This is a genomic window from Xanthomonas sp. WHRI 10207 (assembly GCF_040202975.1).
GTDB lineage: Bacteria > Pseudomonadota > Gammaproteobacteria > Xanthomonadales > Xanthomonadaceae > Xanthomonas.
The window spans coordinates 286,618-302,340 of the sequence record NZ_JBEGDX010000001.1; the positions used below are offsets into that span (position 1 = coordinate 286,618).

The following is a 15,723-nucleotide window of genomic DNA, read 5'->3' on the forward strand; positions in this document are numbered from 1 at the left end:
ACGAATCTCCACTCCCGAATCCCGAATCCCGGATGTGACCCATGGGTATCAAATGCGGCATCGTCGGCCTGCCCAACGTCGGCAAGTCGACCCTGTTCAATGCGCTGACCAAGGCGGGCATCGCTGCGGCCAATTTTCCGTTCTGCACCATCGAGCCGAACGTCGGCATCGTGCCGGTGCCGGATCTGCGGCTCAACCAGCTGGCCGAGATCGTCAAGCCGCAAAAGTTGATTCCCACCGCGGTCGAGTTCGTCGATATCGCCGGCCTGGTTGCCGGTGCGGCGAGCGGCGAAGGGCTGGGTAACAAGTTCCTGGCGCACATTCGCGAAGTCGATGCGATCACCCACGTGGTGCGTTGCTTCGAGAACGACGACGTCATCCATGTCAACAACAAGGTCGACCCGATCGCCGATATCGAAACCATCGATACCGAGCTGGCGTTGGCCGACCTGGACAGCGTGGAGAAAGCGCTCAATCGCGCCGAACGCAGTGCCAAGGGCGGCGACAAGGACGCAGCGGCACGCAAGCCGGTGCTGGCCAAGTTGCAGGCCGCGCTGGCCGAGGGTAAATCCGGCCGTGCAGCGGGTCTGGACGAGGAAGAGAAGGCGCTGGTGCGCGATCTGTTTCTGCTGACGCTCAAGCCGGTGCTGTACATCGCCAACGTGCTCGAAGACGGCTTTGAAAATAATCCGCACCTGGACGCAGTGCGCGCGCATGCCGCCGCCGAAGGTGCAGAAGTGGTGCCGGTCTCGGCCGCCATCGAAGAAGAGCTGTCCCAGCTCGACGACGAGGACCGCGACACCTTCCTCGCCGATCTCGGCCTGAGCGAGCCCGGCCTGAATCGCGTCATTCGCGCGGCCTACAAGCTGCTCGGCCTGCAGGCCTACTTCACTGCGGGCGTCAAGGAAGTGCGTGCGTGGACGGTCAGGGCCGGCTCCACTGCACCGCAGGCGGCGGCGGTCATCCATACCGATTTCGAGAAGGGCTTCATTCGCGCCGAGACGATCGGCTTCGATGATTTCATCAAGTATCGCGGCGAAGCTGGCGCGCGCGACGCGGGTCGTCTGCGCCTGGAAGGCAAGGAATATCGGGTCCAGGAAGGCGACGTGCTGCACTTCCGTTTCAACGTCTGATCCGGTGCGCGCGGCGCTGAGCGTCGCGCCTACTCAGTAGTGACGAAGAGTTCAAAATTTTTGTTGACACCGGGTGCGTCCCACAACAAAATAACGGGCTGCTTCACCCCGAACCGATTCGCCTCACGGCGCAACGGTCCGGTAGTAAAAGCTGGAGGGATACCCAAGCGGCCAACGGGGGCAGACTGTAAATCTGCTGGCTTACGCCTTCGGTGGTTCGAATCCACCTCCCTCCACCAGTTTCACGTTGTGGCATGCAGTTCCCGGCGCGGGAGTAGTTCAACGGTAGAACCTCAGCCTTCCAAGCTGATGGTGCGGGTTCGATTCCCGTCTCCCGCTCCATTGAACGCAAATGCATGGCATAATGCAAAACTCGCTCACGTAGCTCAGTCGGTAGAGCACCTCCTTGGTAAGGAGGAGGTCGAAGGTTCGATTCCTTTCGTGAGCACCATTACTCAATCGTCTTAAACTCCAAACGATTACCGAGACCTGCACCCATGGCAAAAGCTAAATTCGAGCGCAACAAGCTGCACGTCAATGTCGGCACCATTGGTCACGTTGACCATGGCAAGACCACGTTGACCGCTGCGCTGACCAAGATCGGTGCTGAGCGTTTCGGTGGTGAGTTCAAGGCGTACGACGCGATCGACGCAGCGCCGGAAGAGAAGGCACGTGGTATCACGATCTCGACCGCACACGTCGAATACGAATCCCCGAACCGTCACTACGCACACGTTGACTGCCCCGGCCACGCCGACTACGTCAAGAACATGATCACCGGTGCTGCGCAGATGGACGGCGCGATTCTGGTGTGTTCGGCCGCTGACGGCCCGATGCCGCAGACCCGTGAGCACATCCTGCTGTCGCGTCAGGTCGGCGTGCCGCACATCGTGGTGTTCCTGAACAAGGCTGACATGGTCGACGACGCCGAGCTGCTCGAGCTGGTCGAAATGGAAGTGCGCGAGCTGCTGAGCAAGTACGACTTCCCGGGCGACGACACCCCGATCATTCATGGTTCGGCGCGTCTTGCGCTGGACGGTGATCAGAGCGAAATCGGCGTGCCGGCGATCCTGAAGCTGGTCGATGCACTGGACAGCTTCATTCCGGATCCGACCCGCGACGTGGACCGCCCGTTCCTGATGCCGGTCGAAGACGTGTTCTCGATCTCCGGCCGCGGCACCGTGGTGACCGGTCGTATCGAGCGCGGCATCATCAAGGTTGGCGACGAAATTGAAATCGTCGGTATCCGCGATACGCAGAAGACCACCGTCACCGGCGTAGAAATGTTCCGCAAGCTGCTGGACCAGGGTCAGGCAGGCGACAACGCCGGTCTGCTGCTGCGCGGCACCAAGCGTGACGACGTCGAGCGCGGCCAGGTGCTGTGCAAGCCGGGTTCGATCAAGCCGCATACCGAGTTTGAAGCCGAAGTTTACGTGCTGTCCAAGGATGAGGGTGGTCGTCATACCCCGTTCTTCAAGGGCTACCGTCCGCAGTTCTACTTCCGTACCACCGACATCACTGGCGCCTGCCAGCTGCCGGAAGGCGTGGAAATGGTGATGCCGGGCGACAACGTGAAGATGGTTGTGACGCTGATTAACCCGGTTGCGATGGATGAAGGTCTGCGTTTCGCAATTCGCGAAGGCGGCCGGACCGTCGGCGCCGGCGTGGTTGCCAAGATCGTCAAGTAAGCAATGCCTGCAGTTCGGCGGCTTTGGCCGCCGACACTGCGCGAATGGCGGGCCGGCTGAACATCGGTCCGCCTTCGTTGTCTTAGGGTTTGCGGTAAACGAGTACATACGCCAGTAGCTCAATTGGCAGAGCAGCGGTCTCCAAAACCGCAGGTTGGGGGTTCGAGTCCCTCCTGGCGTGCCACTCCTCTTTCCGGCCCAGCGACTCGGGTCAGATCGGTAACTAGAGCCGGATGAATAGCAAAATCGAGCCTTCCAAAAGCGCGTCTTCTGCCAGCGCTGATATTGTGAAATACGTTCTCTCCGCGATCCTTGTGGTTGCGGGGTTGTTTGTGTGGTTCTGGTTTTCTGCGCCCGAGCGCGCCACGCAGTTGGGAGCTTGGACGCCGCAGTTGCGCGCGCTGGCTGTCATTGTCGGATTGGCGGCGGGTGCATTTGTGTTTTTGGGGACTGGCAAAGGCCGGGAAACCCGCGAATTCATGTCCGAATCCAGGTTTGAGTTGCGCAAGGTGGTCTGGCCGACGCGTCAGGAAGCCATTCGCACTACCTGGGTGGTGATTGTTGTTGTGATCATTCTGAGTTTGCTGTTGGGCGGCTTCGACTTCGTCATCCAGAAGCTCACGCAGTGGTTCCTGGCTCGTTAAGGAGAATCAAGCAGTGAAGCGTTGGTATGTCGTTCACGCCTATTCAGGCTTTGAAAAATCGGTTGCGCAGGCATTGCGCGATCGCATCGTCCGCACCGAAATGGAAGATCGTTTTGGTGACGTGCTGGTGCCGACCGAAGAAGTGATTGAAATGCGCGCCGGCCAGAAGCGTCGGTCCGAACGCAAGTTCTTCCCCGGCTACGTGCTGGTGCAGATCGAAACCCACGAAGAAGCCGGTATTCCGCGCATCGACAATGAAAGCTGGCACTTGGTGAAGGAAACTTCCAAGGTCATGGGTTTCATCGGCGGTACGGCTGATCGTCCATTGCCGATTCGCGACGAAGAGGCCGATGCGATCCTGCAGCGTGTGCAGGATGGCGTCGAAAAGCCGCGTCCGAAGGTGTTGTTCGAGCCGGGTCAGATGGTGCGCGTCACCGATGGTCCGTTCAACGACTTCAATGGCGTTGTCGAAGAAGTCAACTACGAGAAGAGCCGGTTGCGTGTCGCTGTGCTCATCTTTGGTCGCTCCACGCCGGTCGAGCTCGAGTTCGGCCAGGTCGAGAAGGGCTGACCTGGGCGGGCGCCTGCTAGGCGCCTGCTCTAAATACTGCTATAGTGCGCGGCTCGCTGACCTGGCGACCGCCGGGAAATAATGGCTGCCGCATGGCAGCCATCTGCGTGTGGTACACAGCGCGACGCCGGGACGCGTGATTCTCCCGGTCCGATGGGGAGCCTGTTGTCAGGCGTTAGCACCCGGAGAGCATCGAAATGGCTAAGAAGATTACTTCCTACATCAAGTTGCAGGTTAAGGCCGGCCAGGCCAATCCTGCACCGCCGGTCGGCCCTGCACTGGGTCAGCGTGGTTTGAACATCATGGAATTCTGCAAAGCGTTCAACGCTGCGACTTCCAAGCTGGAGCCGGGTCTGCCGACGCCAGTGATCATCACCGCGTATTCCGACCGTACCTTCACCTTCGTCACCAAGAGCACGCCCGCCAGCGTGTTGCTCAAGAAGGTGGCAGGTGTTACTTCCGGTTCGAAGCGTCCCAATACCGACAAGGTCGGCAAGGTGACACGCAAGCAGCTGGAAGAGATCGCCAAGACCAAGGAAGCCGATCTGACGGCAGCCGAGCTCGAAGCGGCAGTTCGCACGATTGCGGGTACTGCCCGCAGCATGGGTTTGACGGTGGAGGGCTAAGACATGGCACAGAACAAGCGCGTTAAGGCCATTGCGGCCGCTGTCGTCCCGGGCAAGAACTATGCCTTCGAAGACGCAATCAAGATCCTGAAGACCGCCACCAAGGCCAAGTTCGTCGAATCCATCGACGTTGCTGTGCGCCTGGGCGTGGACGCCAAGAAGTCCGACCAGCAGGTGCGCGGTTCGACCGTGCTGCCGGCCGGTACCGGCAAGAGCGTGCGCGTTGCGGTGTTCGCACCGGCGGGCGCCAAGGCTGACGAAGCCCTGGCTGCAGGCGCCGAGGCAGTGGGCATGGACGACCTGGCCGAGAAGATGCAGGCCGGCGATCTGAACTATGACGTGGTCATCGCGACCCCGGATGCCATGCGCGTTGTCGGTAAGCTCGGCACCCTGCTGGGTCCGCGCGGTCTGATGCCGAATCCGAAGGTCGGCACCGTGTCGGCGAATCCGGGCGAAGCGGTCAAGAACGCCAAGTCGGGCCAGGTGCGTTACCGCACCGACAAGGCCGGCATCATTCACTGCACGATCGGCAAGGCCAGCTTCGACGACGAAGCGCTGAAGTCGAACCTGCAGGCGCTGCTGCTGGACCTGATCAAGGCCAAGCCGGCCACCTCGAAGGGGACCTACCTGCAGAAGGTATCGGTCAGCTCGACCATGGGTCCGGGCGTGACGGTTGATCAGTCGAGTCTGTCGCTGAAGTAATCGAATCCGTCGGGCGTCATGCGCCTGACGTGTTTGTGCAGTACTGCATTGTTTTTCCGGCCCGGGTAACCGTGTGCTGGGAGTCCGTTCCCTCCTTTGGGGTAACGGACATTTTGAAGGCGATCGCCGGCATGTCCGGCGGTAGCCGTCAAAGACCGCAGGCGCGGTCAGCGCAGATCGACGACGGGCAGGGATGCTCGCACTGGCATGGAGTCGCCGTCGATGCAGCGGGATCGCTTAATTGGTTCGTTTCGAACTGGCCGGCGTAGATGGTGTCGCCCTTCTGGAGTTTTCTGGTTTACGCGCGTCTGGGACATCCCGGATCGAGTCCACTCCAGGTCTAGAACGGCCACCAAAGGAACATCGGTCGATGTTCCCGGCTTCCAGGATGGAAGCTGCCCTGGACCGCAACCGGCAGGAGCCGCGAGCGGAGTAGTTTGAAGCGGGGATGAAAGGGTTGGCATTGGGGATTTTCAGGGCTGCTGCATGGCCTTGGGCGAATCCCGAATCGCAAATCTCGCGTCCCAGCTTTAACGGAGGAGTGCAATGGCTCTCAATCTGTCCCAGAAGCAAGAAGTAGTCGCCGAGCTGGCAGACATCGCCGCCAAGGCCCACTCCCTGATCGCCGCCGAATACGCTGGCACCACGGTCTCCCAGATGACCGCGATGCGCAAGCAGGCCCGCGAAACCGGTGTGTTCTTGAAAGTTGTCAAGAACACCCTGGCTGTGCGCGCCGTCGAAGGTACCGAATTTGCTGTCGCGTCTGACAAGCTGGTCGGTCCTTTGGTGTATGCGTTTTCGATGGAGGAGCCCGGCGCTGCCGGTCGCCTGATCAAGGAATTCGCCAAGAGCAACGACAAGCTGCAGGCCAAGGTTGTGGCAATCGGCGGGGAACTGTTCCCGGCGAGCCACGTCGACGTGTTGGCTTCGCTGCCGACCCGTGACCAGGCTCTGGCCATGTTGGCTCGCGTGCTGTCCGAACCGGCTGCCATGTTCGCCCGTGCCGTCAAGGCCGTTGGCGACAAGCAGGGCGGTGGCGACGAAGCCGCCGAGCCGGTCGCCGAGACTGCCGAAGCTTGATGTCCTAGCGTCTGCTAGAAACCATTCCAGAATTAATTTCTAAAAGGTAATCACAATGTCCCTTACCAACGAACAGATCGTCGACGCCATCGCCGAGAAGTCCCTGATGGAAGTGATGGAGCTGGTCAAGGCCATCGAAGAGAAGTTCGGCGTCTCCGCCGCCGCTCCGGTCGCTGCCGCTGCAGCTGGTCCGGCTGCTGTGGTCGAAGAGCAGACCGAGTTCAACGTGGTGCTGGTCAACTGCGGCACCAATAAGGTCGGCGTCATTAAGGCCGTCCGTGCCGTGACCGGCCTGGGTCTGAAGGAAGCCAAGGATCTGACCGAAGCCGGTGGCATCCTGAAGGAAGGCGCGTCCAAGGACGAAGCCGAGAAGATCAAGAAGGAATTGACCGAAGCCGGCGCGACCGTCGAAGTCAAGTAAGCAGCATCTTGCATCGCCAGCGTTTTACGGTGATGCACTGAAGGCTGGGGGCCCAAAGCCCCCGGCCTTTGGCCGTTTCGGACGTGAGTCGGGAATGGGAGTTGGAGATCTGCAACTGCAAGGTTGTGCTTTTCCGAACCCCGCATCTCCACTCCCGATTCCCGGCCTCACCGAGTTGGTAGTTGGAAGTAGCAAGAGAAGGCGTGCTGGTGCCGGCAATACCAGCGACTTCCAACTGACAATTTTGTTATTTCAGGGCCGCCGCGACGCGGCCCCCGCAGCCTAGGGTGAAGACCTCATGACGTCTTATTCGTTCACCGAAAAAAAGCGTATCCGCAAGGATTTCGGTAAGCAGCGCTCGATTCTCGAAGTGCCGTTTCTGCTTGCCATCCAGGTGGATTCCTATCGCGAATTCCTGCAGGAAGATGTGGAGCCGATCAAGCGCAAAGACCTCGGTCTGCATGCTGCTCTGAAGTCGGTGTTCCCGATCTCCAGCTACAGCGGCAACGCTGCGCTCGAGTACGTGGGCTACAAGCTGGGTCAGCCGGTGTTTGACGAGCGCGAATGCCGTCAGCGCGGCATGAGCTATGGCGCGCCGCTGCGCGTGACCGTGCGTCTGGTGATCTACGACCGTGAGTCGTCGACCAAGGCCATCAAGTACGTGAAGGAGCAGGAGGTCTATCTCGGCGAAATCCCGCTGATGACCGGCAACGGTACCTTCATCGTCAACGGCACCGAGCGCGTGATCGTGTCGCAGCTGCACCGCTCGCCGGGCGTGTTCTTCGACCACGACCGTGGCAAGACCCACAGCTCGGGCAAGCTGCTGTACAGCGCCCGCATCATTCCGTACCGCGGTTCCTGGCTGGACTTCGAGTTCGACCCGAAGGACGCACTGTTCACCCGTATCGACCGTCGCCGCAAGCTGCCGGTGTCGATCCTGTTGCGCGCGCTTGGCTATAACAACGAAGAGATGTTGGCCGAGTTCTTCGAGATCAACACGTTCCACATCAATCCGGACGAAGGCGTGCAGCTGGAGCTGGTGCCGGAGCGTCTGCGTGGTGAAACGCTGAACTTCGACCTGGCCGATGGCGACAAAGTCATCGTGGAAGCGGGCAAGCGCATCACCGCCCGTCACGTCAAGCAGCTGGAAGCCGCCGGCGTTGCCGCGCTGGCCGTGCCGGACGACTATTTGGTCGGCCGCATCCTGTCGCACGACGTGGTCGATGGTTCGACCGGCGAACTGCTGGCCAATGCCAACGACGAAATCAGCGAAGACCAGTTGGCTGCCTTCCGTAAGGCCGGCGTCGATGCGGTCGGCACCCTTTGGGTGAACGATCTGGATCGCGGTCCGTACCTGTCCAACACCTTGCGCATCGATCCGACCAAGACGCAGCTCGAAGCGCTGGTCGAAATCTACCGCATGATGCGTCCGGGCGAGCCGCCCACCAAGGAAGCCGCGCAGAACCTGTTCCACAACCTGTTCTTCACCTTCGAGCGCTACGACCTGTCCACGGTCGGCCGCATGAAGTTCAACCGTCGCGTCGGCCGCAAGGAAGTGCTGGGCGAGTCGGTGCTGTACGACAAGAAGTATTTTGCCGAGCGTAACGACGAAGAATCCAAGCGTCTGGTCGCCGAGCACACCGACACGTCCGACATTCTGGAAGTGATCAAGGTGCTCACCGAAATCCGCAACGGTCGCGGCGTGGTCGATGACATCGATCACCTGGGCAACCGTCGCGTGCGTTCGGTCGGCGAAATGGCTGAGAACGTGTTCCGCGTGGGCCTGGTCCGCGTCGAGCGCGCGGTCAAGGAGCGTCTGTCGATGGCGGAGTCGGAAGGTCTGACCCCGCAGGAATTGATCAACGCCAAGCCGGTGGCCGCCGCGATCAAGGAATTCTTCGGTTCCTCGCAGCTGTCGCAGTTCATGGACCAGAACAACCCGCTGTCGGAAGTGACGCACAAGCGTCGCGTCTCCGCACTGGGCCCGGGCGGTCTGACCCGCGAGCGTGCAGGCTTCGAAGTGCGCGACGTGCATCCGACCCATTACGGCCGCGTCTGCACCATCGAAACGCCGGAAGGCCCGAACATCGGCCTGATCAACTCGCTGGCCGTGTTCGCCCGCACCAATCAGTACGGCTTCCTCGAAACGCCGTACCGGAAGGTGCTGGACGGCAAGGTGTCCGACGACGTCGAATACCTGTCGGCGATCGAAGAAAACGAGTACGTGATCGCCCAGGCGAACGCGCTGACCGACGTCAAGAACATGCTCACCGAGCAGTTCGTGCCGTGCCGGTTCCAGGGTGAGTCGCTGCTCAAGCCGCCGGCAGAAGTCCATTTCATGGACGTCTCGCCGATGCAGACCGTGTCGGTCGCAGCGGCGCTGGTGCCGTTCCTGGAACACGATGACGCGAACCGCGCACTGATGGGCGCCAACATGCAGCGCCAGGCCGTGCCGACGTTGCGTTCGCAGAAGCCGCTGGTCGGTACCGGCATCGAGCGTGCGGTTGCGCGCGACTCGGGCGTGACCGTCAACGCGCTGCGTGGTGGCGTGATCGAGCAGATCGATGCGGCCCGCATCGTGGTCAAGGTCAACGAGGCAGAAATTGGCGGCGGCACCGATGCCGGCGTGGATATCTACAACCTGATCAAGTACACCCGCTCCAACCAGAACACCTGCATCAACCAGCGTCCGCTGGTGAATGTGGGCGACGTGATCGCGCGCGGCGACGTGCTGGCCGACGGCCCGTCCACCGACATCGGTGAGCTGGCGCTGGGTCAGAACATGCTGATCGCCTTCATGCCGTGGAACGGCTACAACTTCGAAGACTCCATCCTGCTCTCCGAGCGCGTGGTGGAAGAGGATCGTTACACCACGATCCACATCGAAGAACTGACCTGCGTTGCACGCGACACCAAGCTGGGGCCGGAGGAAATTTCCGCCGACATCCCGAACGTGTCCGAGCAGGCTTTGAACCGTCTGGACGAAAGCGGCGTGGTGTACATCGGTGCAGAAGTGCGCGCTGGCGACATCATGGTCGGCAAGGTCACGCCGAAGGGCGAAAGCCAGCTGACCCCGGAAGAAAAACTGCTGCGTGCGATCTTCGGTGAGAAGGCGTCCGACGTGAAGGACAGCTCGCTGCGCGTGCCCCCGGGCATGGACGGCACCGTCATCGACGTGCAGGTCTTCACTCGCGACGGCATCGAGAAGGACAAGCGTGCGCGCCAGATCGAAGAATCCGAGATCAAGCGCGTCAAGAAGGACTTCGACGACCAGTTCCGCATCCTGGAAGCGGCCATCTACGCACGTCTGCGCTCGCAGATCGTGGGCAAAGTCGCCAATGGCGGCCCGAACCTGAAGAAGGGCGACAACGTCACCGACGCGTATCTGGACGGGCTGAAGAAGTCCGATTGGTTCCAGCTGCGCATGAAGGACGAAGACGCTGCCGACGCCATCGAACGCGCGCAGAAGCAGATCCAGGCGCACGAGAAGGAATTCGAAGCACGCTTTGCCGACAAGCGCGGCAAGATCACCCAGGGCGACGACCTCGCACCGGGCGTGCTGAAGATGGTCAAGGTGTTCCTGGCGGTGAAGCGCCGCATCCAGCCGGGCGACAAGATGGCAGGCCGCCACGGCAACAAGGGTGTGGTCTCCAACGTCGTGCCGGTCGAAGACATGCCGTACATGGCGACCGGCGAGCCGGTGGACATCGTGCTGAACCCGCTCGGCGTGCCGTCGCGTATGAACATCGGCCAGATTCTGGAAGTGCATCTGGGCTGGGCCGCCAAGGGCCTGGGTCGCAAGATCCAGCGCATGCTGGAAGCGCAGACCGCGGTCAGCGAGCTGCGCAAGTTCCTGGACGACATCTACAACCACGACAGCGCGATCAATGCGCAGCGTGTGGATCTGTCGCAGTTCAGCGATGAGGAACTGCTCAACCTGGGCAAGAACCTGATCGACGGCGTGCCGATGGCCACCCCGGTGTTCGACGGCGCCAGCGAAGCGGAAATCAAGCGCATGCTGGAACTGGCCGAACTGCCGCAGAGCGGTCAGACCCAGCTGTACGACGGTCGCACCGGCGAAGCGTTCGATCGCAAGACCACGGTCGGCTACATGCATTACCTGAAGTTGAACCACTTGGTCGACGACAAGATGCATGCCCGTTCGACCGGCCCGTACTCGCTCGTGACCCAGCAGCCGCTGGGCGGCAAGGCGCAGTTCGGTGGTCAGCGCTTCGGCGAAATGGAAGTCTGGGCGCTGGAAGCCTACGGCGCGGCCTACACCCTGCAGGAAATGCTGACGGTGAAGTCCGACGACGTGCAGGGCCGTAACCAGATGTACAAGAACATCGTCGATGGTGAGCACGAGATGGTCGCGGGCATGCCGGAGTCCTTCAACGTGTTGGTGAAGGAAATCCGCTCGCTGGCGATCAACATGGAACTGGAAGAGTGATCGAGCTGGATCCAGGCGCCGTAATGCGGTGCCTGGATCCGGAACGTAATGCCCTCGGTTTCATCTCAGATACAAAATTCCTCCGACCCGGAGATATCCAATGAAAGACCTGCTCAACCTCTTCAATCAACAGCGCCAGACGCTGGATTTCGACGCGATCAAGATCGCGCTGGCATCGCCTGACCTGATCCGTTCGTGGTCCTACGGCGAAGTGAAGAAGCCCGAAACCATCAATTACCGCACCTTCAAGCCGGAGCGTGACGGCCTGTTCTGCGCCGCGATCTTTGGCCCGATCAAGGATTACGAGTGCCTGTGCGGCAAGTACAAGCGCATGAAGCACCGCGGTGTGGTCTGCGAAAAGTGCGGCACCGAAGTCACCCTGGCCAAGGTGCGTCGCGAGCGCATGGGTCACATCGACCTGGCCTCGCCGGTCGCGCACATCTGGTTCCTCAAGTCGCTGCCCTCGCGTATCGGTTTGATGCTGGACATGACCCTGCGTGACATCGAGCGCGTGCTGTACTTCGAAGCCTACGTGGTCACCGAGCCGGGTCTGACCCCGCTCGAGCGCCGCCAGCTGCTGACCGAAGAGCAGTACCTGACTGCACGCCAGGAGTACAACGACGACTTCGACGCCGCCATGGGCGCCGAGGCCGTGTACGAGCTGCTGCGCACGATCGACCTGCAGTCGGAAATGACACGCCTGCGCGAAGAAATCGCCAGCACCGGTTCGGAAACCAAGCTCAAGCGCCTGACCAAGCGCATCAAGTTGATCGAAGCCTTCCTGGAGTCGGGCAACCGTCCGGAGTGGATGGTCATGACCGTGCTTCCCGTGCTGCCGCCGGACCTGCGTCCGCTGGTGCCGCTGGATGGCGGCCGCTTCGCGACCTCGGATCTGAACGATCTGTACCGCCGCGTGATCAACCGCAACAACCGTCTGCGTCGCCTGCTGGAGCTCAATGCGCCGGACATCATCGTGCGCAACGAAAAGCGCATGCTGCAGGAATCGGTCGATGCGCTGCTGGACAACGGCCGTCGCGGCCGTGCCATCACCGGCACCAACAAGCGTCCGCTGAAGTCGCTGGCCGACATGATCAAGGGCAAGCAGGGCCGGTTCCGTCAGAACCTGCTCGGCAAGCGCGTGGATTACTCCGGTCGTTCGGTCATCACCGTCGGTCCGTACCTCAAGCTGCACCAGTGCGGCCTGCCGAAGAAGATGGCGCTCGAGCTGTTCAAGCCGTTCGTGTTCGCCAAGCTGCAGCGTCGTGGCCTGGCCACCACCATCAAGGCCGCCAAGAAGCTCGTCGAGCGCGAAGAGGCCGAGGTGTGGGACATCCTCGAAGAAGTCATCCGCGAGCATCCGGTGCTGCTGAACCGTGCGCCGACCCTGCACCGTCTGGGCATCCAGGCGTTCGAGCCGGTGTTGATCGAAGGTAAGGCCATCCAGCTGCATCCGCTGGTATGTACCGCCTTCAACGCCGACTTCGACGGTGACCAGATGGCTGTCCACGTGCCGCTCTCGCTGGAAGCCCAGCTGGAAGCGCGTGCGCTGATGATGTCCACCAACAACATCCTGTCGCCGGCCAACGGCGAGCCGATCATCGTGCCGTCGCAGGACGTGGTGTTGGGCCTGTATTACATGAGCCGCGCCCTGGAGAACAAGAAGGGCGAGGGCATGGTGTTTGCGAACACCAGCGAAGTGAAGCGCGCCTACGACAACCGCGTGGTGGAACTGCACGCCAAGGTCAAGGTTCGCATCACCCAGGTGGACGTCGACGCCGTCGACGGCAAGCGCACCAGCGGCACCTCGATCGTGGACACCACGGTCGGTCGTGCGTTGCTGAGCGAAATCCTGCCCGAAGGCCTGCCGTTCCAGCTGGCCAACACCGAGATGACCAAGAAGAACATCTCGCGTCTGATCAACTCCAGCTACCGTCTGCTGGGCTTGAAGGACACCGTCGTGTTCGCCGACAAGCTGATGTACACCGGCTATGCCTACGCCACCCGCGCAGGCGTGTCGATCGGCATCGACGACATGCTGATCCCGGACGAGAAGAAGGGCATCCTCACTGAGGCAGAAGCCGAAGTGCTGGAAATCCAGGAGCAGTATCAGTCGGGCCTGGTCACCGCCGGCGAGCGTTACAACAAGGTCGTGGACATCTGGTCGCGTACCAGCGAGCGCATCGCCAAGGCGATGATGGACACCATCGGTACCGAGAAGGTCGAAAATGCCAAGGGCGAAACCATCGACCAGAAGTCGATGAACTCGCTCTACATCATGGCCGACTCCGGTGCGCGTGGTAGCCAGGCGCAGATCCGTCAGCTGGCCGGTATGCGCGGCCTGATGGCGCGTCCGGACGGCTCGATCATCGAGACGCCCATCAAGGCGAACTTCCGCGAAGGCTTGAACGTGCAGGAGTACTTCAACTCCACCCACGGTGCGCGTAAGGGTCTGGCCGATACCGCGTTGAAGACGGCGAACTCGGGTTACCTGACCCGTCGTCTGGTCGACGTCGCGCAGGACGTGGTGATCACCGAAGTCGATTGCGGCACCACCGAAGGGTTGATCATGACCCCGATCGTGGAAGGCGGCGACGTGGTGGAGCCGTTGAAGGAGCGCGTGCTGGGCCGTGTCGTGGCCGAGGACGTGTACCTGCCGGGCAACGACGAAGAGCCGATCGTCACCCGCAATACGCTGCTCGACGAAGCCTGGGTTGCCAAGCTGGAAGACGCCAGTGTGCAGTCGGTGAAGGTGCGTTCGACCATCAGCTGCGAATCGTCGTTCGGCGTGTGCGCACGTTGCTACGGTCGCGATCTTGCACGTGGTCACCAGGTCAACATCGGTGAAGCGGTCGGCGTCATCGCCGCCCAGTCCATCGGTGAGCCGGGTACCCAGCTGACCATGCGTACGTTCCACATCGGTGGTGCGGCATCGCGTGCGGCTGCGGTGGACAACATCACCGTCAAGACCACCGGTTCGGTGAAGTTCAACAACCTCAAGTCGGTGGCGCATGCCAGCGGCGCACTGGTTGCGGTCTCGCGTTCTGGCGAACTGTCCGTGCTCGATGGCCATGGCCGCGAGCGCGAGCGTTACAAGCTGCCGTACGGCGCCACCATCACCGCCAAAGACGGCGATGCGGTCAAGGCCGGGCAGGGCGTTGCCAACTGGGATCCGCATAACCACCCGATCGTGTCGGAAGTGGCCGGTTTCATTCGCTTCATCGACTTCGTCGACGGCGTCACCGTCATCGAGAAGACCGACGAACTGACTGGCCTGGCCTCGCGCGAAATCACCGACCCGAAGCGTCGCGGTGCGCATGCCAAGGAACTGCGCCCGATCGTGCGCATCGTCGATGGCAAGGGCAACGACCTGACGATCCCGAATACGGATCTGCCGGCGCAGTACCTGTTGCCGCCGCGCTCCATCGTCAACCTGCAGGACGGCGCCGCTGTCGGCGTGGGCGACGTGGTCGCCAAGATCCCGCAGGAAGCGTCCAAGACCCGCGACATCACCGGTGGTCTGCCGCGCGTTGCCGACTTGTTCGAAGCACGCAAGCCGAAGGATCCGGCGATCCTGGCCGAGCGCTCGGGCATCATCAGCTTCGGTAAGGACACCAAGGGCAAGCAGCGTCTGATCATCAAGGACACCGATGGGTCGGAACACGAAGAGCTGATCCCGAAGTACCGCCAGATCATCGTGTTCGAAGGCGAGCATGTGACCAAGGGCGAGACCGTGGTGGACGGCGAGCCGAGCCCGCAGGACATCCTGCGTCTGCTGGGTGTCGAGCCGCTGGCCGCGTATCTGGTCAAGGAAATCCAGGACGTGTATCGCCTGCAGGGCGTGAAGATCAACGACAAGCACATCGAGGTGATCACTCGCCAGATGCTGCGCAAGGTCGAGATCACCGACCAGGGCACCAGCAAGTTCCTCAATGGCGAGCAGGTCGAGCGCCAGCGCGTCATCGAGGAAAATGTCCGCCTGGTCAAGCGCAACGAACTGCCGGCCAAGTACGATCCGGTCCTGCTGGGTATCACCAAGGCCTCGCTGGCCACCGAGTCGTTCATCTCGGCGGCCTCGTTCCAGGAGACCACGCGTGTGTTGACCGAGGCTGCCGTGCGCGGTACCCGCGACAACCTGCGCGGCCTGAAGGAAAACGTGATCGTGGGTCGCCTGATCCCGGCCGGTACCGGTCTTGCCTACCACGCCGGGCGTCGTAAATCGTCCGGTCTGACCGACTCGGAAATGGAAACCTTGTCGGGCAAGCCGACGGTTGCCGAACCGGTCGTCGCTGTGGCAGACGCCGGCGCGGACGAGGAGTAAGCGCTTGCGACGGCGCTCGCAAGAGCGCCGTCAGCCAAGCGACAAGGAGGGCAGGAGGCCTTCCGTTTTCGGGCCTTTGGACGGGCCAGC

The 15,723-nt window shown here is 61.6% G+C and carries 10 protein-coding genes and 4 tRNA genes; all 14 read left to right on the plus strand.

Annotation, left to right across the window (positions count from 1 at the left end):
* Window positions 1-41 precede the first annotated feature (41 nt).
* The 14 genes from ychF (at window position 42) to rpoC (ending at window position 15,633) form a co-directional block, all read left to right on the plus strand.
* Window positions 42-1,133 carry a redox-regulated ATPase YchF gene (gene ychF / locus ABQU90_RS01265; RefSeq protein WP_323521766.1) on the plus strand — a complete coding sequence of 364 codons (1,092 nt, stop codon included), beginning with the start codon at window positions 42-44 and terminating at the stop codon, window positions 1,131-1,133.
* A 153-nt stretch (window positions 1,134-1,286) separates the two neighbouring features.
* A tRNA-Tyr gene (locus tag ABQU90_RS01270) sits at window positions 1,287-1,372 on the plus strand.
* 29 nt (window positions 1,373-1,401) lie between these two features.
* Window positions 1,402-1,475: transfer RNA gene (locus ABQU90_RS01275), tRNA-Gly, on the plus strand.
* A gap of 33 nt (window positions 1,476-1,508) precedes the next feature.
* Window positions 1,509-1,584, plus strand: a tRNA-Thr gene (locus ABQU90_RS01280).
* Between the two features lie 46 nt (window positions 1,585-1,630).
* On the plus strand, window positions 1,631-2,821 hold the full coding sequence (gene tuf, locus ABQU90_RS01285; protein WP_115527199.1) for an elongation factor Tu: 1,191 nt from the start codon (window positions 1,631-1,633) through the stop codon (window positions 2,819-2,821).
* A 108-nt stretch (window positions 2,822-2,929) separates the two neighbouring features.
* A tRNA-Trp gene (locus ABQU90_RS01290) sits at window positions 2,930-3,005 on the plus strand.
* A 49-nt stretch (window positions 3,006-3,054) separates the two neighbouring features.
* Window positions 3,055-3,465 (plus strand): preprotein translocase subunit SecE, encoded by a 411-nt coding sequence (gene secE / locus ABQU90_RS01295; protein ID WP_055846620.1) that lies wholly within the window; start codon window positions 3,055-3,057, stop codon window positions 3,463-3,465.
* A 13-nt stretch (window positions 3,466-3,478) separates the two neighbouring features.
* Entirely contained in the window at window positions 3,479-4,036 is a 558-nt protein-coding gene (gene nusG / locus ABQU90_RS01300; RefSeq protein WP_005993332.1) for a transcription termination/antitermination protein NusG, read from the plus strand.
* Between the two features lie 197 nt (window positions 4,037-4,233).
* Window positions 4,234-4,662 carry a 50S ribosomal protein L11 gene (gene rplK / locus ABQU90_RS01305; protein ID WP_055846621.1) on the plus strand — a complete coding sequence of 143 codons (429 nt, stop codon included), beginning with the start codon at window positions 4,234-4,236 and terminating at the stop codon, window positions 4,660-4,662.
* Window positions 4,663-4,665: 3 nt separating this feature from the next.
* Window positions 4,666-5,364, plus strand: a complete 699-nt coding sequence (gene rplA, locus ABQU90_RS01310) for a 50S ribosomal protein L1 (RefSeq protein WP_055846624.1) — start codon at window positions 4,666-4,668, stop codon at window positions 5,362-5,364.
* Between the two features lie 546 nt (window positions 5,365-5,910).
* Window positions 5,911-6,444 (plus strand): 50S ribosomal protein L10, encoded by a 534-nt coding sequence (gene rplJ, locus ABQU90_RS01315; protein ID WP_055846625.1) that lies wholly within the window; start codon window positions 5,911-5,913, stop codon window positions 6,442-6,444.
* A gap of 55 nt (window positions 6,445-6,499) precedes the next feature.
* Window positions 6,500-6,865, plus strand: a complete 366-nt coding sequence (rplL, locus tag ABQU90_RS01320) for a 50S ribosomal protein L7/L12 (protein WP_055846628.1) — start codon at window positions 6,500-6,502, stop codon at window positions 6,863-6,865.
* Window positions 6,866-7,163: 298 nt separating this feature from the next.
* Complete coding sequence (gene rpoB, locus ABQU90_RS01325) at window positions 7,164-11,315, plus strand: DNA-directed RNA polymerase subunit beta (protein ID WP_323521767.1); 4,152 nt, start codon at window positions 7,164-7,166, stop codon at window positions 11,313-11,315.
* A 100-nt stretch (window positions 11,316-11,415) separates the two neighbouring features.
* Window positions 11,416-15,633 (plus strand): DNA-directed RNA polymerase subunit beta', encoded by a 4,218-nt coding sequence (rpoC, locus tag ABQU90_RS01330; RefSeq protein ID WP_055846634.1) that lies wholly within the window; start codon window positions 11,416-11,418, stop codon window positions 15,631-15,633.
* The last annotated feature ends 90 nt before the right edge of the window (window positions 15,634-15,723 follow it).

Coding starts and splice junctions, on each gene's coding strand:
- ychF (WP_323521766.1), top strand. CDS start 42: ATGGGTATCAAATGCGGCATCGTCGGCCTGCCCAACGTCGGCAAGTCG.
- tuf (WP_115527199.1), top strand. CDS start 1,631: ATGGCAAAAGCTAAATTCGAGCGCAACAAGCTGCACGTCAATGTCGGC.
- secE (WP_055846620.1), top strand. CDS start 3,055: ATGAATAGCAAAATCGAGCCTTCCAAAAGCGCGTCTTCTGCCAGCGCT.
- rplK (WP_055846621.1), top strand. CDS start 4,234: ATGGCTAAGAAGATTACTTCCTACATCAAGTTGCAGGTTAAGGCCGGC.
- rplA (WP_055846624.1), top strand. CDS start 4,666: ATGGCACAGAACAAGCGCGTTAAGGCCATTGCGGCCGCTGTCGTCCCG.
- rplJ (WP_055846625.1), top strand. CDS start 5,911: ATGGCTCTCAATCTGTCCCAGAAGCAAGAAGTAGTCGCCGAGCTGGCA.
- rplL (WP_055846628.1), top strand. CDS start 6,500: ATGTCCCTTACCAACGAACAGATCGTCGACGCCATCGCCGAGAAGTCC.
- rpoB (WP_323521767.1), top strand. CDS start 7,164: ATGACGTCTTATTCGTTCACCGAAAAAAAGCGTATCCGCAAGGATTTC.
- rpoC (WP_055846634.1), top strand. CDS start 11,416: ATGAAAGACCTGCTCAACCTCTTCAATCAACAGCGCCAGACGCTGGAT.